General features: G+C 73.0%; 16 protein-coding genes and 1 pseudogene. 8 read left to right on the top strand and 9 right to left on the bottom strand.

What is annotated here, in order from left to right; genetic code table 11:
• Both EYW49_RS23005 and EYW49_RS11800 read right to left on the bottom strand, forming a co-directional pair.
• Positions 1-507, bottom strand: a pseudogene (locus EYW49_RS23005) (hypothetical protein); the annotation flags it as partial.
• Entirely contained in the window at positions 504-1,169 is a 666-nt protein-coding gene (locus EYW49_RS11800) for a LexA family transcriptional regulator (RefSeq protein WP_131309782.1), read from the bottom strand. The pseudogene EYW49_RS23005 and the gene EYW49_RS11800, both read right to left, overlap by 4 nt.
• 307 nt (positions 1,170-1,476) lie before the next feature.
• On the opposite strand from EYW49_RS11800, the gene EYW49_RS11805 reads away from it, so the two are divergent.
• Genes EYW49_RS11805 through EYW49_RS11820 form a run of 4 tightly spaced genes read left to right on the top strand, consistent with a single transcriptional unit; the run spans position 1,477 to position 4,644 of the window.
• Positions 1,477-1,824, top strand: coding sequence for a DUF952 domain-containing protein (locus tag EYW49_RS11805; RefSeq protein ID WP_228259586.1), 348 nt, complete (start codon positions 1,477-1,479; stop codon positions 1,822-1,824).
• Positions 1,821-2,915: a quinone-dependent dihydroorotate dehydrogenase gene (locus EYW49_RS11810; RefSeq protein ID WP_131309784.1), complete on the top strand. Its 1,095-nt coding sequence runs from the start codon at positions 1,821-1,823 to the stop codon at positions 2,913-2,915. Before EYW49_RS11805 ends, EYW49_RS11810 begins: the two co-directional genes overlap by 4 nt.
• A gap of 32 nt (positions 2,916-2,947) precedes the next feature.
• Positions 2,948-3,877, top strand: a complete 930-nt coding sequence (locus tag EYW49_RS11815; RefSeq protein ID WP_131309785.1) for a sulfite exporter TauE/SafE family protein — start codon at positions 2,948-2,950, stop codon at positions 3,875-3,877.
• On the top strand, positions 3,874-4,644 hold the full coding sequence (locus EYW49_RS11820) for a TIGR02186 family protein (RefSeq protein WP_131309786.1): 771 nt from the start codon (positions 3,874-3,876) through the stop codon (positions 4,642-4,644). Before EYW49_RS11815 ends, EYW49_RS11820 begins: the two co-directional genes overlap by 4 nt.
• On the opposite strand, the gene pdeM is transcribed toward EYW49_RS11820, so the two are convergent.
• The 5 genes from pdeM to EYW49_RS11845 form a co-directional block, all read right to left on the bottom strand.
• Positions 4,604-5,377, bottom strand: a complete 774-nt coding sequence (pdeM, locus tag EYW49_RS11825) for a ligase-associated DNA damage response endonuclease PdeM (protein WP_131309787.1) — start codon at positions 5,375-5,377, stop codon at positions 4,604-4,606. The two genes, EYW49_RS11820 and pdeM, sit on opposite strands and share 41 nt — an antisense overlap.
• Entirely contained in the window at positions 5,374-7,893 is a 2,520-nt protein-coding gene (locus tag EYW49_RS11830) for a ligase-associated DNA damage response DEXH box helicase (RefSeq protein ID WP_131309788.1), read from the bottom strand. The genes pdeM and EYW49_RS11830 overlap by 4 nt, the downstream gene beginning before the upstream one ends.
• 151 nt (positions 7,894-8,044) lie before the next feature.
• Positions 8,045-8,419 carry a hypothetical protein gene (locus EYW49_RS11835; RefSeq protein ID WP_131309789.1) on the bottom strand — a complete coding sequence of 125 codons (375 nt, stop codon included), beginning with the start codon at positions 8,417-8,419 and terminating at the stop codon, positions 8,045-8,047.
• A 99-nt stretch (positions 8,420-8,518) separates the two neighbouring features.
• Entirely contained in the window at positions 8,519-8,956 is a 438-nt protein-coding gene (locus tag EYW49_RS11840; RefSeq protein WP_131309790.1) for a hypothetical protein, read from the bottom strand.
• A 129-nt stretch (positions 8,957-9,085) separates the two neighbouring features.
• A complete protein-coding gene (locus EYW49_RS11845) occupies positions 9,086-10,018 on the bottom strand; it encodes a class I SAM-dependent DNA methyltransferase (protein ID WP_131309791.1) in 933 nt (310 codons plus the stop codon).
• A 145-nt stretch (positions 10,019-10,163) separates the two neighbouring features.
• Between EYW49_RS11845 and EYW49_RS11850 the strand changes: the two genes are divergently transcribed.
• Both EYW49_RS11850 and EYW49_RS11855 read left to right on the top strand, forming a co-directional pair.
• Complete coding sequence (locus EYW49_RS11850) at positions 10,164-10,448, top strand: DUF6460 domain-containing protein (protein WP_131309792.1); 285 nt, start codon at positions 10,164-10,166, stop codon at positions 10,446-10,448.
• Positions 10,448-11,797, top strand: a complete 1,350-nt coding sequence (locus tag EYW49_RS11855; protein ID WP_131309793.1) for an MATE family efflux transporter — start codon at positions 10,448-10,450, stop codon at positions 11,795-11,797. The genes EYW49_RS11850 and EYW49_RS11855 overlap by 1 nt, the downstream gene beginning before the upstream one ends.
• On the opposite strand, the gene EYW49_RS11860 is transcribed toward EYW49_RS11855, so the two are convergent.
• Positions 11,775-15,917 carry a peptidoglycan-binding protein gene (locus EYW49_RS11860; protein ID WP_131309794.1) on the bottom strand — a complete coding sequence of 1,381 codons (4,143 nt, stop codon included), beginning with the start codon at positions 15,915-15,917 and terminating at the stop codon, positions 11,775-11,777. The two genes, EYW49_RS11855 and EYW49_RS11860, sit on opposite strands and share 23 nt — an antisense overlap.
• A 472-nt stretch (positions 15,918-16,389) precedes the next feature.
• On the opposite strand from EYW49_RS11860, the gene EYW49_RS11865 reads away from it, so the two are divergent.
• Complete coding sequence (locus EYW49_RS11865) at positions 16,390-16,854, top strand: MerR family transcriptional regulator (protein ID WP_131309795.1); 465 nt, start codon at positions 16,390-16,392, stop codon at positions 16,852-16,854.
• A gap of 71 nt (positions 16,855-16,925) precedes the next feature.
• Here the strand turns inward: EYW49_RS11865 and EYW49_RS11870 are convergent, their stop codons facing one another.
• A complete protein-coding gene (locus EYW49_RS11870) occupies positions 16,926-17,576 on the bottom strand; it encodes an invasion associated locus B family protein (protein ID WP_165498221.1) in 651 nt (216 codons plus the stop codon).
• Positions 17,577-17,887: 311 nt separating this feature from the next.
• On the opposite strand from EYW49_RS11870, the gene EYW49_RS11875 reads away from it, so the two are divergent.
• Positions 17,888-18,301, top strand: a complete 414-nt coding sequence (locus tag EYW49_RS11875; RefSeq protein ID WP_228259587.1) for a secondary thiamine-phosphate synthase enzyme YjbQ — start codon at positions 17,888-17,890, stop codon at positions 18,299-18,301.
• Positions 18,302-18,309: the final 8 nt, after the last annotated feature.

The following is an 18,309-nucleotide window of genomic DNA, read 5'->3' on the forward strand; positions in this document are numbered from 1 at the left end:
GATCACCCGCACCGCGGGGGCGGCGGGGCGCACCTCCGGGGCCGGCGGGCCGGCGGGCGCCACGGTCGGCGCGGCGGCGACGGCGATCTTCGCGGTGGTCTGCACCGCGACCGCGACCGGTTCGGCCGAGGGGGAAGGGGGCAGGGTGACGGCGACGGGCGGCGCGACGGGCGCCGAAACCGGCACGGGAGCATCGGCGGCGACCGGTGGCGCCGCGATCGGCGGATCGGCCGGCGGCGGCACGCCGGCCGGTTGCGGCGCGGGGATCGACGCGGTGGTCTCGACCGGCGGCGCCGGCGGGGCGGTCTCTGCGAGGGCAGCGGTATCGCGCGGGCCGAGCTCGGCGGTCGCGACGGCCACCGGATTGTCGGCGCGCGGCGGCAGCGGCGCCACCGCGGTCGCCAGTTCCGGCGCCTCGCCGGGCGCGACCAGCCCCAGCGCCAGTCCGCCGACCAGCCCCACCGCCGCGACTCCCGCCCAGATTCGCAAGGTGCGTGCGCCGGTCATTGGCTCGCCCACAGGATTCGCGCCAACCAGGTGACGGCCTGTGTGGCGATCCGGGTCGTCGCTCCGGTCTCCGCCAGGGCCGTCAGTTCGATCTCGCCGCCGTGGTGTCCGCGATAGACCTGGGCGGCGATCCCGCCGTCGGCGGTCCGCACCACCACCCGGTCGCCCGGTCGGATCTGCACCGTCGGCGAGACGATCAACACGTCGCCCGGCCGATAGAACGGTCGCAGCGTGTCGATCGTCACCTCCAGTGCATAGAGCGATTCCCCGCTTTCGGCGAACGCCGTCCGCTCCGCACCGTTCACCGCGGCCGGTTGTCCACCGTCGTCGGCGAAACCGACCGCGCCCGCCCGGGTGATCGGGGCGAAGGCGACCGGCGAGGGGACCGCGCCGACCGCGCAGGGACGTGCGGCGGGCTCGGCGATCAGATGGACGAGGTCGACAAGCTCGGTGCCGGTGGCGTCGAGGATCTTGGCGATCGATTCGGTCGAGGGCCAGCGCGGCCGGCCGTCGCCGGTATGGCGCTTGGACTTGTTGAAGGCGGTGGCGTCGAGCCCGGCGCGGCGGGCGAGCCCCGATGCGCTCAACCCGTGACGGGTGGCGATCGCATCGATGGCGGCCCAGAGTTTCGTATGATCCAGGCTCGGCCGTCCCCTCGTCATCGTCCCCTCGCATCTCTCGTCGCTTCGCCTGCCTTCGCTCGATCTCGCAGACTCGCTCCGGCGGCGGTTCTTTCGACCCGCCGTTCCGAGCCGTCGCATCGAACACCGGCAAAAATCCGACCGGTGCGGCCGCGGGATCGACGAAAGGTGCACCATGGTGCTCCGATTCGGGGATGAGCGGAAACGAGATGGATCAATCTCAAGTTGCAACGTCGCCGCATCCCTTCGGCCGAGGCTTGCGGCGACGTCCCGCGGCGACTACCGTCCGCCCGCCCGGACCCGTCGTGACCAGCCGAGGAGAGCGCCCGTGCCCCCCATCATCTACAAGATCGTCGATCGCCCGGCCTGGGCGGCGGCGGTCGCGGCCGGCCGCTTCGACGGTGCGCCGGTCGATCTCGCCGACGGTTTCGTCCATTTCTCCACCGCCGAACAGGTCGCCGAGACCGCGGCGCGCCACTTCGCCGGGCGCGACGATCTGCTGCTCGTCGCCGTCGACGCCGCGGCGTTGGGCCCGGCGCTGCGCTTCGAACCGTCGCGCGGCGGCGCGCTGTTTCCCCATCTCTATGCGGCCCTGGCGCTCGATGCGGTGATCCGGGTCGACGACCTGCCGCTCGGCCCCGACGGCCGCCATCGCTTTCCGGAGCTCGCCGCGTGATCGATCTCTACCGCCTGCTGCGGCCCCTGGTGTTCCGTCTCGATCCCGAAGTCGCCCACGGCCTGACCATTCGCGCCCTGGCGACGGTGCCCTTCCCGCGCTTCGGGGGTCCCGCCGATCCGCGGCTGGCGGTCGAGGCCTTCGGCCTGCATTTCCCCGATCCGGTCGGCATCGCCGCCGGCTTCGACAAGAATGCCGAGGCGCCGGACGCCCTGCTGCGTCTGGGCTGCGGCCATGTCGAGATCGGCACCGTGACGCCGCGCCCCCAGCCGGGCAACCCCAGGCCCCGCCTGTTTCGCCTGCCCGCCGACGAGGCGGTGGTCAATCGCTTCGGCTTCAACAACCAGGGCCATGCCGCGGTCGCCGCCCGCCTGGCGAAGCGGCGCGGCCGTCCCGGCCTGATCGGCGTCAACATCGGCGCCAACAAGGACTCGGTCGACCGCGTCGCCGACTACGTCGCCGGCATCGAGGCCTTCGCCGATCTCGCCGCCTTCTTCACCGTCAACGTCTCCTCGCCCAACACGCCGGGCCTGCGCGATCTCCAGGGCCGCGCGGCGCTCGCCGAACTGCTCGGCCGGACGCTCGCCGCCCGCGATGCGGTGGCGACGCGCGTCGGGCGCCGCGTGCCGGTGCTGCTCAAGATCGCCCCGGATCTCGACGACGCCGGCCTCGCCGATGTCGCGGCCGAAGTCCTCGCCGCCGGCGTCGACGGTCTGGTGGTCTCCAACACCACCCTCGACCGCGGCGGCCTGACCGATCCGGTCGGCGCGCGCGAATCGGGTGGCTTGTCCGGACGGCCGCTGTTCCATCGCGCGACCGTGATGCTCGCCCGCCTGCGCCGGCTGGTCGGCCCGACCCTGCCGATCGTCGGGGTCGGCGGCATCGATTCGGTCGATACCGCCTGGGAGAAGATCGCCGCCGGCGCCAACCTGATCCAGGTCTATTCGGGGCTGGTCTACGCCGGACCGTTCCTGCCGGCGCGGATCCGCAAGGGTCTCGCCGCCCGGCTGACCCGCGAGGGTCTCGGCTCGATCGGCGAGCTGGTCGGCACCCGCACCGACGTCTGGGCGGAGCGCGACCCGCGCGGCTGAGCGGCGGGCGGGAGGCGAGGGGGCCGGAGATCATGCTGCTCTATCTGCCGATCGCCGAATGGCCGGTCGAGATGTTCGCGATCTTCGGCCTCGGCGCGGCGGTCGGCTTCGTCTCGGGGATGTTCGGGGTCGGCGGCGGCTTCCTGCTGACCCCGCTGCTGGTCTTCGCCGGGATCTCGCCGGCGGTTGCGGTCGCCACCGTCTCGGCCCAGGTGGTCGCCTCCTCGACCTCCGGGGCGCTGGCCTATTGGCGGCGCGGCGCCATCGACTGGAAACTCGCGACCTACCTGCTCACCGCCGGCATGGCCGGGTCGGGCGTCGGCGTCTGGGTCTTCGCGGCGCTGCGCCGGTTCGGCCAGCTCGATCTGGTGATCGCCCTCTGCTACGTCGTGTTCCTCGGCTCGGTCGGCGCCTTCATGGTCGGGGAATCGCTGCGCGCCCTGTGGTCGGCCCATCGCGGCGAGGTCGTGCCGCCCCGTCGGCCGAGCCCGACCGGTTGGCTGCGCACGCTCCCCCTGCAGGTCGCCTTCCCGCGCTCGCGGCTGGAGATCTCGGCCGTGCCGGTGATCGCGCTGGGCCTGGGGATCGGCTTTCTCGGCACGTTGCTCGGCATCGGCGGCGGCTTCCTGATCGTCCCGGCGCTGATCTACCTGCTGCGCGTGCCGTCCAATCTGGTGGTCGGCACCTCGCTGGTGCAGATGGTCGCGACCATGGCCTTCGCCACCTTTCTCCAGGCCGCCGCCAACCAGACCGTCGATCTGGTGCTCGGGCTGTTGCTGATGGTCGGCGGGGTGATCGGCGCCCAATTCGGCGCCGAGGTCGGCCGGCGCCTGCGCGGCGAACATCTCCGGGCGCTGCTCGGCCTGTTGATCCTGGCGGTCGGCGCCCGCTTCGCGGTCGAGCTGGTGGTGCCGCCGGCCGAGGTCTACACCATCTCCCGCGTCGTCGGGGGTGCCCCGTGAGCCGCACCCGCGCTGCCCGCGCCCTGGCCTTCGCCCTCGCCACTGCTGCGCCGGTGCCGGTCGCCGCCGAGACCCTGGTGGCGGCGCTGTCGCGCGACCGGGTGTCGATCGAATCGAACTTCACCGGCACCGAGGTCACGGTGTTCGGCACCATCGAGGCCGATCCGAACGACCCTCCGCGCCCGCGCGGCTGGGATGTGGTGGTCAGCCTCACCGGGCCGCGCCGCGCCGTGGTGGTGCGCCGCAAGGAGCCGGTCGCCGGCCTGTGGATCAACCGCGAGTCCCTGGTGATCGCCGACGTGCCGCTGTTCGCGGCGGTCGCCTCGACCCTGCCGCTCGACCGGGTCACCGATGCCGCCACCGCCGCCCGGCTCGGGCTCGGCCGGGCCGGCTTCGCCGGCACCGTCACCGAAGCCGCCGACGCCCGCACCGCCGCCTTCCGCCTCGCCCTGCACCGGCTGCAGTCGAGCAACGGCCGCTGGGCCGAGCAGCCGACCGGCGTCACCTTTCTCGGCCGCCGGCTGTTCAGCGCGACCCTGCCGATTCCCGCCGACGTGCCGATCGGCCCCTATCGGGCGCGCGTCACCCTCTTCGCCGACGGCCGGCCGCTCGCCGACCAGACCCTCGATCTGATCGTCGCCAAGTCGGGCTTCGAACAGGGGGTCGCCGACCTCGCGACCCATCGGCCGATCCTCTACGGGCTGCTCGCCGTGGCGATGGCGCTGGTCACCGGCTGGCTCGGCGGCGTGCTGTTTCGTCGCGATTGACCCCGAGCCCGGCCACTTCGCCGGAGGGGAAGCGGTGGACGCAGCCCTCGCCGAGGAGATGCACCACCACGGCGTCGAGCGCGAACAGGCCGGCGAAGGCCCGCGAGGCGATGTCGAGCCCGCCGGCATAGGCGCCATAGGCCGGCAGGATCGCCCGGCGCCCGTCGCCGACGAAACAATGCCGCCGCACCGTCCCCGCCGCCACCCGCACCCGTGCCGCCGGATGGAGGTGGCCGGCGATCTCGCCTTCGCCGGCGCGACCCCGCGCCGGTTCGTGGCGGAAGGTCAGCGGCCCGAGCGTCAGTGTGTCGACCCAACGACCGCCGACCTCGCCGATCAGCTCCGCGTCGTGGTTGCCGGCGACCCACACCCAGTCGCGCCCGGCCTGGAGCGCGGCGAGTTGCGCGCGCGCCTCGTCGCCCATGCGCTCCGGGCCGAAACCGTCGTGGAAGGCGTCGCCGAGCGAAATCACCCGGGCCGGGGTAGTGCGCGCGACGTCGGCGGCGAGGCGGGCGAGGGTGGCGAGGGTGTCATGCGGCGGCAACAGCGCGCCGCGCCGGGCGAAGGCCGAGCCCTTTTCGAAATGCAGATCGGCGACGATCAACGTCGCTTCGCGCGCCCACCACGCAGCACCCGAAGGCAGCGCCGTCAGTTGCGCCCCGCAGACCTCGAACGTGTCGGAGGCCGCGCGGTCGTCGATCGTGGCGAGACCCGAGGGTGCGAGGCCGGTCATCGCCGCGTCGCCTCGGCGATCAGGGTTTCGGCGGCTTCGCGCAACAGAATCTCCTCGGTTCCCCCGGCCACCGATTCGCGGCCGATCTCCAGCATCACCGGCACCGCCAGCGGCGAGATCCGGTCGAGCCGCGCGTGCACGATGTGACGGCGCACCCGCGCCAGCATCTCGGCCAGCCGCCGGATGTCGAGCAGGCCGGTCGCGGCGTCGGAGCGAGTCGCTTCGAGCAGGATGTGGTCGGGCTGGTGCGAACGCAACACGTCGTAGACCAGATCGGTCGCCACGGTCATCTGCCGGCCGTTCTTCTCCTGGCCCGGATGGCGGCGCTCGACCAGGCCGGCGATGATCGCGCAGTTGCGGAAGGTGCGCTTCAACAGCGCGCTCTCGGCCAGCCACGCCTCGAGGTCGTCGCCGAGCATGTCCTCGTCGAACAGATCGTCGAGCGCCGGTCGCCGCGCTGCGAAGGCCGCGCCGAGATCGCTCGCCGCGAAGATCCCGAGGCAATAGTCGTTGCACACGAAGCCGAGCGGCCTGAGCCCCGCCCGTTCCATCCGCCGGGTCAGCAACATGCCGAGCGTCTGATGGGCGAGCCGGCCCTCGAAGGCATAGACGATCATGTGGAACCGCTCGCCGCGCGGGAAGGTCTCGATCATCAACTCGTCGGGACGCGGCAGCCGCGAATGCAGCCGCTGCAGCTCCAGCCATTCGCGGACCTGTCCGGGCAGGCTCGCCCACCGCCCCGGATCGGCGATCATCGCCCGGACCCGCGCCGCCAGATGGGTCGACAGCGGGAACTTGCCGCCCATGTAGGACGGGATGCGCGGATCCTTGCCCTTGGCCGGGGTGACGATCGCCTCCTGCTCGCGGATCGCCAGGAAGCGCAGCACTTCGCCGCCGAACAGGAAGGTGTCGCCGGCGGTCAGGGTCTCGAAGAAATACTCCTCCATCTCGCCGAGCACGCGCCCGCCCCAGGCCGGGATCCGGGCGCCGGGGTTCTTGACCAGCCGCACCTTGAGCATCGGCATCTCGACGATGGTGCCGACGTTGAGCCGCCAGACCTGCGCGATCTTGGGGTTCGACACCCGCCACAGCCCGTCGGCGGTGCGGCGGATCTTGGCCCAGCGCTCGTAGGCCGACAGCGCGTAGCCGCCGGTCGCCACGAAGTCGACCACCCGGTCGAACCGCGCCCGCTTCAGATCGCGGTAGGGCAGCGCCGAGGTCACTTCCGTATAGAGCGCATCGGCATCGAAGGGCGCCGCCACCGCCGTGCCGAGCACGTGCTGGGCGAGCACGTCGAGCGCCCCGGAGCGCAGGGGCGGCGTGTCCTGGGCGCCTTCGGCATTGGCCTCGATCGCCGCGCGGCATTCGAGCACCTCGAAACGATTGGCCGGCACCAGGAGCGCCCGGCTCGGCTCGTCGAGGCGGTGGTTGGCGCGGCCGATGCGCTGGGCGAGCCGGCTCGCGCCCTTCGGCGCACCGACGTGGATCACCAGATCGACGTCGCCCCAGTCGATGCCGAGGTCCAGCGTCGAGGTGGCGACCACCGCGTCGAGCCCGCCCGGGCCGCCGCCCGCCGCCATCGCCGCCTCGACCCGCCGGCGCTGGGCGACGTCGAGCGACCCGTGATGCAGCGCGATGCGGAGGCCGGCGTCGTTGGCCGCCCACAGTTCCTGGAACACCAATTCGGCTTGCGCGCGGGTGTTGACGAAGACGATCGCCGTCTTGGCCTCGGCCACCGCCGCCAGCACCTCCGGCAGGGCATGGACGGCGAGATGGCCGGCCCACGGGATCCGCTCGGCCGAAGCGAGGATCGAGATCTCCGGCGGCGCGCCGGCCGCGGCGATCACCAGCTCGGCCTCGACGCGCGGCCCGTCGGGGCGCTGCGGCATCAGCCAGGCGGCGAGCTCGGCGGGATCGGCGACCGTCGCCGACAGGCCGACGGCGCGCAAGCCCGGCGCCAGTCGCCGCAGACCCGCCAGATCGAGGGCCAGCAGATCGCCGCGCTTGGAGGTAACCAGAGCATGGAGCTCGTCGAAGATCACCGTGGTCAGGCCGCCGAACAGGGCCGGCGCCTCGCGGCTCGCCAAGAGCAGCGCCACCTGCTCCGGCGTGGTCATCAGGATGTCGGGGGGATCGTATTTCTGGCGCTGGCGCTTGTGGGCGGGGGTGTCGCCGGTGCGCGTCTCGAGGCGGATCGGCAGGCCCATCGCGGCGATCGGCCGCTCGACGTTGCGGGCGACGTCGACGGCCAGCGCCTTGAGCGGCGAGACGTAGAGCGTGTGGATGCCGCGCCGCTCCTTCGGTCGCGCCGGTGGCCGTCCGGCCAGCGCGATCAGGCTGGGCAGGAAGCCGGCCAGCGTCTTGCCGGCCCCGGTCGGCGCCACCAGGAGCACCGAGCGCCCGGCTTCGGCCTCGGCCAGCAGCCGCGCCTGATGGGCGCGCAGGCTCCAGCCGTTCGCCGCGAACCAGGCGGCGAAGGGCGCGGGCAGCGGCGAGGGCGCATCGAGATCGGTCACGCCCCTGAGGTACCCGTCGCCGCCGTCGCCGTCGAGGGGCGACGACGAACGCCCGGGCGACGCGGAGCGTCACCCGGGCGGGCGAGGATGCGGAGATCGTCAGGTGGTCGCGTCGACGGTGGCGCGGGCCGCCGTCGACGCGCCGCGCCGATCAGTTGCAGTCCTTGTACTCGTAGGGCTTGCCGTACATGTCGTACTTGATGAAGGTCTGGCAATAGGGCGCATGGGCGCGCCGCCGGACCACCACCACGTCCTCGTCGTCGTAGACGCGGACCGGACGGCGGCGCACCACCACCCGCTCTTCGTCGTCGTAGACGTAGGACGGCTGCGACGCCTGGGCGGCGAGACCGCCGAGGATCAGGCCGCCGACCAGACCGGCCGCCACGGCGCCACCGACGTTGCCGCCGCCGCCGCGATGATAGCCGCCGTGATAGCCGCGATGGCGCCACGGGTCATAGGCCTGGGCCGGGGCCAGGGTGGTCGCCAGCGTTGCCGCGGCGATCAGGCAGGTGAGGATCTTGTTCATCTCGGTACTCCTGTCGAGAGCGAGACGACCGGCGGCCGCTCGCGAGATCTTGGCATCGATTCTACGCTTCCGCGGGCGAAGCGGAAGCCGGCAACATGGTCAGTTCGCCAGCCATTCGCCGTGCGGGCCGCGACGGCCGTGCGGGGCGGCTTCGGCGGGGCCGCGCGGGCGGGCGGGCTGGAAGGTCGGGGCGGGTCGCGCCACGGCCGGCGGGGGCGGCGGCCGGTCGACGAAGGGCGGCCGGCGATCGGGGCGCGGCTGCCAGCCCGGCTCGCGCCGCGGCGGCCCCCACACCTGCGGTTCCGGCCGCGGCCGGTGGTACATCGGGCCATCCCAGCGCGGCCGTCCGACGTAGACCGGGGCGGGCGCATAGACCTCGTCGTCTTCGACGATCACCCGGCGATAGCCCTCGTCGGGCACCGACCGGTAGGTCGTCCGCGACGCGTAGTAGGCGTCGCCCTCGGTGGTCTCGCAACCGGCGAGTCCCATGGTGCCGAGGGCTGCGACGAGAACGAAGGCGACTCTGACGGTCCGCATGGTGATCCTCGGGGTTCCAGGACCCCGCGCGGTTCGGCGGTGTGGTCCTCGGAAGCCACAATGCCGCGGGTCACCTGCATCAACCCTGAGCACGGCGTTCAGGTTCGGTTCATCTCGGCCGCGGCGCGATCACGACTTCGTGAAGGTGATGATCGAGCCGATCACCGCCGCCCCGCGGTCGAGGCGCAACGGCGCGATCTCGATCGTCCGCGCCCCGAACCCGGTGGCGGCCGCGGCGGCATCGAGATGGCTCTCGGGATGGGCGAAGCGCAGGCCGTCGCCGAGCATCACCCGATCATCGACGCCGACCGCCTCGGCCCGCTCCACCGAGAAGGCGAACAGCGCCCCCGGCGTGGCGATCCGCGCCACCGCCGCGAAGGCCGGCCGAAGATCGCCGAGGTAGCAGAACACGTCCGCGGCGGTGATCAGGTCGCAACTGCCCGCCGCCCGGCCGGCGAGATCGGTGACCAGTTCGCCGACCGCGAGAGCGTCGTAGAGACCGGTGCGGTGGGCCCGCGCGACCATCTCCGGCGACAGGTCGACGCCGGCGAGCCGATCGACCCGGTCGCGGATCGCCCGCGCCATCAGGCCGGTTCCGCAGCCGAGGTCGAGGCCCATGGCGAAACGGCGGCCCGGCGCCACCCGCTCGATCGCCGCGGCGAGGAGTTGCGGTCCCCGGTAGTCGAGCGCTCCGGTCAGGGCCGCCTCGAAGCGCGGCGCATAGTCGTCGAACAGGGCGCGGACATGGGCCGAGCCGTCGACCGGACCGCCCGCCGCCCCGAGCCGGGCGAGCCGCAGCGCCGCGCCGCAGCGGTCGGTGGGATCGAGCGCGAGGGCGTGGACGTAGGCCGCCACCGCCGTGGCGTCGCCCGCCGCCTCGCGGAAGGTGGCGAGCGCGAACCAGCCCGCCGCCCACTCGGGCACCAGTTCCAGCGCCTGTTCCATCAATTCCGCCGCCTCGCCCGGACGACCGGTCTCGGCGAGATCGCGCGCCCAGCCGTGCCGCCGATCGGCGGTCGGGTCGCCGGAGGCGAGTGGGGAGACGGCCGATGCCGCGATCATGGGGAGCTCCTGGGCCGATGCGACATCGTCGCCAAAGCGCAGATATTGCCCGGCGAGGCAAGTCTCCCTGCCGGTCCCCGGCCCTCGACCCGACCGGCGCCCGCGTGGTAAGTCGACGCGACGCCCTCGCACGGAGCCCGGCCCCATGGACAACAACTTCCTCGTCCGCCTGACCGGCGGATCGCCGATCCGGACCCTGCTGTGGCTTCTGGTGCTGTCGCTGGTGGTCGGCTTCGTCCTCGACACCCTCGGCTTCGATCCCTTCACCCTGGTCCGCCGCCTGATCTTCGATTTCGACCGCTTCGTCGAGCGGGTGGTCGCCCTCGGCTTCGGCGCCTTCTCGGGGCTGTTGCGCTACCTCGCCTGGGGTGCGGTGGTGGTGGTGCCGATCTGGCTGGTGATGCGCCTCTCCGGTGGTCGCGCCCGGTGATGCGGGCGGCGCCGATCGGTCATCGCGAGGTCCTCGCCATCGCCGTGCCGATGACGCTGGGCTACGTCACCACGCCGCTGGTCGGCCTCGTCGCCACCGCGGTGATCGGGCGGCTCGGCGATCCCGCGGCGCTCGGCGGCGTCGCCCTCGGGTCGATCCTGTGCGATCTGGTGTTCTGCACCTTCAATTTCCTGCGCTCCGGCACCACCGGGCTGACCGCCCAGGCCAGCGGCCGTGCCGACGGACGCGAGGTCCGCGCGGTGCTGCTGCGCGCCCTGGTCACCGCGACGCTCTGCGGTCTGGCGATCGTCGTGCTGGCCGCGCCGATCGTCGATCTCGGCGTCGCCTTCGTCGGCGGCGGCCCGGCGGTCGAGAGGGCGACCCGCACCTATGCCCGCATCCGCCTGTGGGCGGCGCCGCTGGTGCTCGGCAACTACGCGGTGTTCGGCTGGCTGCTCGGCCTCGGCCGCGCCTCGGTCGGTCTGGTGCTGCAGACCGTGGTCAACGGCGTCAACATCGCCGGCGCCGTGCTGCTGGTTTCCGGCCTCGGCCTCGGCGTCGCCGGGGTGGCGACCGCCGGGGTGATCGCCGAGGGCCTCGCGCTCGCCCTCGGCCTGACGGTGGTCGCGGTCGGGGGGCGGCGAGCGCGCTGGCCGAGTTGGCGCGAGGTGCTGCACGGCCCCTCGCTGTTCGCCATGGCGACGCTCAACCGTGACATCATGATCCGCTCCTTCGCTCTGCTCGGCGCCTTCGTATGGTTTTCGCGCCAGAGCGCCGGCCTCGGCGAGGTGATCCTCGCCGCCAATGCGATCCTGGAGAAGTTCTTCCTGCTCGCCGGCTATTTCCTCGACGGCCTCGCCGCGGCGGCGGAGACCTTCGTCGGCCGCGCCGTCGGCGCCGGCGATCGCCCCGCCTTCGATCGCGCGGTGCGCCTCACCCTCGGCTGGAGCGCCGGCCTCGCCGCCTTCGCCGCGCTGGTGGTCATCGCCGGCGGCGGCACGCTGATCGATTGGATGACCACCTCGCCGCCGGTGGTCGCGGCGGCGCATCGCTATCTGCCCTGGGCCGCCGCGACGCCGCTCGCCGCGGTGCTGGCCTTCCAGATGGACGGGGTGTTCATCGGCGCGACCTGGTCGCGCGACATGGCGCGGATGATGGTGCTGTCGCTCGCCGTCTATCTCGCGGCGGTGGCGCTCCTGGTGCCGGCCTTCGGCAACCACGGCCTGTGGGCGGCCTTCCTCGGCTTCCTCGGCGCCCGCGGCGTCAGCCTGACCTGGATGATGGGCCGCCGCGCCGCCGAGATCGGCGACGCGGATCCCGTCGGCGTCACATCGTCCGGCCGCCGCTGAGCACTTCCAGCAGGCGCGAGTCGATCTCGCCGGTCTGCGGCTGGCCGATCTTCTTCTGATAGGTGCGGATCGCCGTGCGGGTGCGCGGACCCATCTCGCCGTCGGCCGGTCCGCCGTAGACGCCGGCCGCCTTGAGCAGGTTCTGCACCTTGATGACCGCGTCTCCGTCGAAGGTCTTGGCGGCGGTGGCCGGCGCGGGCTTGGCCTCGCTCCACGCCGCCGCCTCGTCGTTGGCCGCGACGTCGACGCTCTGCTGCACCCAGGTCTGCACCGCCATCCGGGCGGTCGCCAGCGTCACCCGGTCGAGATGGGCGGTGACGTCGGTGACCTTCTTCTCGGCCTCCGTGTCGCCCTGGCGAGCGGCCAGCGCGAACCACTTGTAGGACACCGCCAGATCCTGGCGGACGCCCGAGCCGAGCGCGTGGATGATGCCGAGATTGAACTGGCTGTCCTTCAGGCCGCGGTCGGCGGCCTTCTGGAACCACGGGATCGCCGCGGTCATGTCGCGGGCATTGGCGTAGAGCACGCCGAGATTGTGCATCGCCCGGACGTTGCCGGCTTCCGCCGCCGCCGTGTACCAGCGCTTGGCCTGCTCGGTGTCGCGGGGGACGCCGAGCGCCTTCTCCAGCGACACCGCCCAGCGGTATTGCGCCGGAACCGAACCGCCCTCGGCGGCGCGGCGAAACCAGGTGCCGGCCTGGGTCGGGTCGGCGGGCACGCCGCGGCCTTCGGCGAAGCGCAGGCCGACTTCCAGAGCCGCCTTGGGATCGCCCGACAGGGCGGCGCGGCGCAGGGTCTCCGAACCGATCGTCGGCGGCAGCGTCGCGAGGTCGACCGCCGGGGCAGGCGCCGCGGTCGCGCTCGGGGCCGTCGGAGCGGTCGGCGCCGTCGCGGTCGTCGGAGCCGGTGTCGCGGCGGCGATCGCCGGCGCGGCCGGGGTGGCCGGCGCGCGGGACTCCTGCGGCGGGATCGAACCGGTGGTGGTCGGTGCCGACAGCAGGCTGCCGTCGGGTCGCGGCGCCGACATCTCGCCGAAGCGGCGGGCCACCGAGGCGGTCGGGGCCGGCGACACCAGCGACGAAGTGTTCGCGGTGGGCTGAGGCGCGGCCGGCGGCGGTGGGGGCGTGACGGCGGCGACGTCGGGCACGGCGTGCGGCGGGGTCTCCGTAGCGCGCGATTCGGTCGGGCGCGGCTCGCTCGGCGCCCGTTCGGCGCTGCGGTCGGCGGCGACGCGGTCGGCGGGCTTGGCGTCGAGGCGCGGGCTCGCCGACGTCGTCGCGGTGGCGGGCGTCGCGGTCGCCGTCTGCGTCGCGGCCGGACGATCGATGCGGGCGCTCTGCGGCGCCGACGTCTCGCCCATCGGCATCAGCCGCAGGGTGAGGATCGCCAGCACCACCGCTGCGGTGGCCAGCACCAGCGGCCGGCGGCGGTTCTTCAGCGCCTGGCCGATCCGCGACAGGGGACCGGTCGCCTTCGGGTCGTCGGAGGCGTCCGCGGCGGTGTCCGCGGTCGGCGCCGGACGCACCTCGGGGGCGGGATCGGCGGCGGCGGTCGCCGCGGCCTGAGCGGCGCGGCGGGCGGCGGCGATGAAGTCGGCCTTGCGCGCGGCGGCCGAACCGGACTCGGCGGCGGCTTCGGGCTGCGGCGCGGCACCGCGCGCCGCGGCGCCGCGGGTGCTCGGCTTGCCGGAGCCCGGCTCCAACGGACGGGTGTCTTCGCCGAGCGGGCCGAGCAGGTCGCGCAGCCGCGCCTGGGCGACCGGTGCCGGCACCGGCTCGACCGGCCGGCCGGCGATCGTCGCAGTCGCCCGCACCGGGGGCGGGATCGGCAGGGAGTCGGCGCGGATCGCCGGGGCGGGCGTCGGCGTCGGCGTCGGCGTCGCGGCGCCGGTCGGAGCGGCGGTGGGCGCGTGCAGGGTCTGCTCGAGCCCGGTCGCGACCGAGGCCAGCGCGGCGTCGCTCGCCGCGGTGCCGGGGTTGCGGGCGGCGGCCTGGCGGGCGGAGCTCTGGGCGATCTTCTCGATCGCCGACAGCCGGCCGACGATCCCGGTCAGGGCGTCGTGCAGCGAGATCAGCGTGTCGTTGGTCCGCGTCTCGGTGTCGCGGGCCGCCGACTGCAGCGCCCGGAGGTCGTCCTGCAGCGCGCGCATCACCGTCTCGCCGGCGCCGTCGCCGCGCACTTGGCCGATCTCGCGCACCATCTCGCGGGCGGCGTCGCGCGCCGCGCCGATCGCCTCGACGTGCTGGGTCTCCAGCCGCTGGTCGAGCCGGCGGATGTGGTCCTGCAGGGTCTCGAAGCCGGCGAAGCGTTCCTCGCTGGTCGCCAGCCGCTCGGAGATGCGGACGAGGTGATCTTCGATCTGGGCGAGCGTCTCGTCGTCGGCGTCCGGCGCCGACGACCGCTCGAGCTTATCGACCAGCGAGCGCATCTGCGCCTCGAGGTCGCTCGATCCGGTCCGGGCGAGATCGCGCCGCATCGCCGCGACTTCGCGGGTCAGAGCCTCGACGTCGGCGGTCGGCTGGGGATCGCGGTCGAGCCGGGCGATGATCTCGTCGACGCGGGCGTCGAACGGCGCCGGCCGCGGCTCGGCCTGACGGGCGAGCACTTCGTCGAGCCGGGCGATGGTCGCTTCCAGGGCGTCGATCGCCTTGGGATCGAAGGACGGTTGCTGGATCGCGTCGATCTTGCCGGCGATCGCCGCGATGCGGTCGTGCAGCCGATCGGTGTCCTCGGCCGAGGGCCGCCGCCGTTCGGCCTCGGCGATACGCGCCGCGAGTTCGCCGAGCCGCTTTTCGACGGCACGGATCTCCTCGCCGACACGCCCGCCGGCGGCGATCGTCCGCATCTCGTCGAACAACGCCGCGACCCGGTCGGGCGACACCGGTCCGCGGGTCGCCCGCTCGATGCCGTCGAGCTTGTCGCCGAGCAGCTTCAGGCGCTGGTCGAGCGCCTTGATCATCGGCGTCGGATCGATCTGCTCGATCTGGTTCTTGAATTCGGCGATCCGCCGCTCGATCTGGGCGGTGCGCGGGTCGTCGTCGCGGGCGGCCAGCGTCTCGACCTTGTCGGCGAGATCGCGCAGCGCCCGTTCGATCGCCGCCACCTGACCGACCTGCGGCACGCTGCGCAACAGGCCGTGGATCTCGGAGATCTCCGAATCGATGCGGGAGCCGACGTTCGGCGCGCCGATGTCCTGCTTGATCTCGTCGAGGCGGCCGACGATGCGGCCGTAGCCGGCCTCCAGGCTGCGCAGCGACCCTTCGACATCGGCCTGCAGCACCGCGTCGCGCAGCCGCCCCATCTCGGTCATCACCGGTTCGAGGGTCTCGCGGGCCGGCTTCAGCGCCGCCAAATCGTCGATCTTGCCGGTCAGCCGCCGCAACTCGCCCGAGACGTCGGTGCCGAGTCCGGCCCGCCGCTCGATGGTCTCGCGCAGAGCGCGGATCTCGCCGATCAGCACGGTCGTCGATTCGCGGTCGTCGCGACCGCGCAGCAGGTCGATCTTCTCCGACAGCGCCTGGAAATGGCGGTCGAGGTCGCTGCCCGCCCGGGTCTGGCGCTCCGCCTGACCGCGCTCCAGCGCCTGTTGCCGTTCGGCGATCTCGGCGATCGCCCGATCGAGGTCGGCCAGCGCGGTCGGGGCCGGCTCGGCGCGCGCGACCCGGCGCGGCGGCTCGGGCTCGGGGAAGGGCGCGGGACGCGGGTCGCCGAGCGCCCGCACCCGGCGGTCGAGCCCGTCCAGCGCGGTGAGGATGGCGCCGAGGTCGCCCTCGCCGCCGGCGCGGGGCGCCCGGCGGGGTTCGCGGTCGCCGCTGCGGCCGAGCCGATCGAGGGTCGCGGCGATCTCGTCGAATTCCGGGTCGCGGTCGCGGCCGCGCGGGCGGGGCCGGCGCCGTTCGCCGTCGGCCGCCGACAGGCGCTTCAGGCGATCGGACAGGACGCCCAGCTGGCGGTCGAGTTCGACCGGCACGGCGCGGTCGTCGCGGCGCGCCACGGCGGCGGGAGCCGCCGATCCGCCGAGGGCGTCGACGAAGGCCCCGACCGACAATCCCGATCGGCGGGCCGCATCGAGGACGCGGTCGCGGATCTCGTCGTCGCTGTTGCGGCCACCCCAAGACATGTCGTTCCTCCGTCGGCGTCGATCGCCGATCCGTCCTTCGCGACGGGTCGTGCCGTCGGTCGGTCGACCGACCCGACTCGGTCGCGATCCGAGCACGGCTGCGACCACAGATTTTTCGATCAGGGTAAACAACGCGTTAAGAAACGTCGCCGGCGGTAGGGAGAACGTAACGAAGGTTGCGAAATCTCGAGTGGGGGGTAGCGCACTACCGCGCGGCCACGCGACGAAGCGCCGCACGCTCCGGCCGAGACACCGCTCCGTATTCGCACCCGCCCGCCCGCGTAATGCGGCGCCTGCGAAAAATTACAACCGAACAGGCTCTTGCTCGAAAGTAAAACAGCTTTGAATGGCTGCCATACCTGGAGGCAGTTGACGAAAGTTTCTTGTCCGCTATTTCGGCATGTTCCACGCGCGCGATCCCGGTAGGATGGTCGCGCCGCTTCAATCCGCCAGAAGGTGATCGACGACAGCAATGAGAAAAGAATTCCTGGAAGACGGCGGCTCGGGTGAAGGCTCGGGCGAGTCCGACACCATCGCCACGCTTCTCGATGCCGCGCGGCCTCGGGACGACCGGCTGTGGTCGATCGGGGAGTTGGCGCGCGAATGCGACGTGACGCTGCGGGCGATGCGGTTCTACGAGGGCAAGGGTCTCTTGTCGCCGGAGCGCAACGGTTCGGCCCGGACCTACGACGGCGAGGATCGGCGGCGTCTGCGCCTGATCGTGCGCGGCAAGCGCATCGGCCTCAGCCTGATCGAGATCCGCGACCTGCTCGATCTGCTCACCCGGCCGCGCCCGGGTCCCGGCCGCTGGAGCCGCGTCCGCGAGGCGTTGGACCGTCAGGCGGCGGTGCTCGAGGAGCAGCGGGCCGAGATCGACCGCTCGCTCGCCGAGTTGCATCGCGAAATCGCCGCGGTGGAGCAGCTCGACCGGTCCTGACCGGCCCGAAACGTTCGAACATGCGAACGGGCCCCGCGGGGCCCGTTCGAAACGATGCCGAGAGCCGGCGATCAGGGCTTGGACTGCTGCGCCTTGCGCTGCTCGTCGCGCAGCTGATCCTCGATGCTCTTCTGCTTCTGCTGGACTTCGGCGGCGATCGCCTCTTCGCGCTTCTTGAGCGCCGCGGCGTCGATCGGCTTGCCTTCGCTCGCGCTCTTGTAGCTGCCGAGCGGGAAGGTGAAGGTCACCGGGTTGGAGGCCTGCCCGAACGCCGTCACGGTCAGGCTGGTGCCCTTCTTCAGCGATGCGACATAGGCGTCGTTGCCGACCAACTGGGCGACGCAGCCGTCCGGCGCGCACATGCCGAACTTCGCCTCGTCGGTCTTGCCCTGGTCGATCTGGACCTTCAGCCCCGGCTGCAGCAGGAGCGCGGTCGGCATGATGAACTCGACGATCTTGCGCGCCTCGCCCGACGCCTCGACCACCGCCACCGAAGCCAGGAACTGGCCGCTCGGGGTGCGCAGGTCATAGGCGGTCTTGCAGAGTTCCTTCTTGGTCTTGTCGTCGGTGCGGCACAGCTTGATCCAGGCGTCGGTGCCGGCCGCGTCGCTCGATTGAGCCGAGGCCGCGCCGAGCGCCAGGAGGGTGGCCGCGGCGCCCATCGACGCGGCGATCAGGAGCCGGGTCGGTCTGCCTACGGAATTCGCGCCAGTGACGGTCATCGTCCTCACCGTTCCTCGAGTGTGCTTGAGAGCCGGCCCCCTCATAGCGTCCCCGCCCGTTCGGTTCAATGGGCGGCGCCGGGGGAACGGTCGGGATTCGGTCTCACGCGACCGGGACCGAGGGGTGACCAGCCAATGCGGCGACAGCGTGGCACCGGCCTCCCAGGGGCGAATCGCCGCGCCGCGGAAGCCGCGAGCCGCTACACTGCGTCCGATCGACCCTGTGCTCCCGGGAGGCTCTCCTGTCCGAACCGCACGTCACCACGACCACCCTCGCCACGCCGACGGTTCAGGCCACCGCCCGCCTCACCGTGGCGACGCGGCCGCGCGCGCGGGTCGACGTCACCGCCGCGCTCGACCGGTGGCTCGCCGGGCTCGGCGCCGGCGACGGACTGCTGACGGTGTTCGTCCGCCACACCTCGGCGTCGCTGACCGTCCAGGAGAACGCCTCGCCGGAGGTGGTGCCCGACCTGCTCGATGCCCTCGATCGCCTCGCGCCCCGCGACGCCCCGTGGCGTCACGACCTCGAGGGCGACGACGACATGCCGGCCCACGTCAAATCGACGCTGACCGGGGTGAGCCTCGCGGTGCCGGTCCGCGACGGCCGCATGGACCTCGGGACGTGGCAGGCGGTGTGGCTGCTCGAACACCGCGATTCGGCTCATCGCCGGTCGCTGGCGCTGCATTTCATCGGCACTCGGGCGGGCGACGCGCCCGCCCCGTGACCGCCTCG

The organism is Siculibacillus lacustris (assembly GCF_004328075.1).
GTDB lineage: Bacteria > Pseudomonadota > Alphaproteobacteria > Rhizobiales > Ancalomicrobiaceae > Siculibacillus > Siculibacillus lacustris.

Bases quoted from the DNA above. Each gene is read 5' to 3' on its own strand.
- EYW49_RS11800 (WP_131309782.1), bottom strand. From the start codon at position 1,169: ATGACGAGGGGACGGCCGAGCCTGGATCATACGAAACTCTGGGCCGCC.
- EYW49_RS11815 (WP_131309785.1), top strand. From the start codon at position 2,948: ATGCTGCTCTATCTGCCGATCGCCGAATGGCCGGTCGAGATGTTCGCG.
- pdeM (WP_131309787.1), bottom strand. From the start codon at position 5,377: ATGACCGGCCTCGCACCCTCGGGTCTCGCCACGATCGACGACCGCGCG.
- EYW49_RS11835 (WP_131309789.1), bottom strand. From the start codon at position 8,419: ATGAACAAGATCCTCACCTGCCTGATCGCCGCGGCAACGCTGGCGACC.
- EYW49_RS11840 (WP_131309790.1), bottom strand. From the start codon at position 8,956: ATGCGGACCGTCAGAGTCGCCTTCGTTCTCGTCGCAGCCCTCGGCACC.
- EYW49_RS11845 (WP_131309791.1), bottom strand. From the start codon at position 10,018: ATGATCGCGGCATCGGCCGTCTCCCCACTCGCCTCCGGCGACCCGACC.
- EYW49_RS11850 (WP_131309792.1), top strand. From the start codon at position 10,164: ATGGACAACAACTTCCTCGTCCGCCTGACCGGCGGATCGCCGATCCGG.
- EYW49_RS11855 (WP_131309793.1), top strand. From the start codon at position 10,448: ATGCGGGCGGCGCCGATCGGTCATCGCGAGGTCCTCGCCATCGCCGTG.
- EYW49_RS11860 (WP_131309794.1), bottom strand. From the start codon at position 15,917: ATGTCTTGGGGTGGCCGCAACAGCGACGACGAGATCCGCGACCGCGTC.
- EYW49_RS11865 (WP_131309795.1), top strand. From the start codon at position 16,390: ATGAGAAAAGAATTCCTGGAAGACGGCGGCTCGGGTGAAGGCTCGGGC.
- EYW49_RS11870 (WP_165498221.1), bottom strand. From the start codon at position 17,576: ATGACCGTCACTGGCGCGAATTCCGTAGGCAGACCGACCCGGCTCCTG.